Here is a 275-nt window from a genome sequence, read left to right as displayed (position 1 = left end):
GAAGATGGATATACTGTAAAAGAAATTATGGAAGCATTAAATATCAAAAACAGAACACAGGTAAAAACTTGGTGGCGATGGTATAAAAATGGTGAAACTTATAAATTTTATCAACAAAGAGGCAAGCAATATGCTTATGGCAAAGGAGTGGAAGAATTATCAGAAGTTGAATAATTAAAGTTAGATAATAAGAAAAAAGATATTGAATTAGATATTTAAAAAAAGTACAAGGAATTGGAAAGGAAGTGGTACCAAAAGTAATTGTAGAGTTAGTT

Annotated in this window: 1 pseudogene; it reads left to right on the top strand. The window is 28.4% G+C overall.

Annotation, left to right across the window (positions count from 1 at the left end):
- A pseudogene (locus ACSUE0_RS14575) lies at window positions 1-275 on the top strand (helix-turn-helix domain-containing protein); the annotation flags it as partial.

Source organism: Staphylococcus sp. AS1337, from assembly GCF_051408735.1.
Taxonomy (GTDB): Bacteria; Bacillota; Bacilli; order Staphylococcales; family Staphylococcaceae; genus Staphylococcus; species Staphylococcus xylosus_B.
The sequence above is the reverse complement of the archived record's forward strand: the minus strand, read 5'-3'. Positions and strand labels throughout refer to the sequence as shown.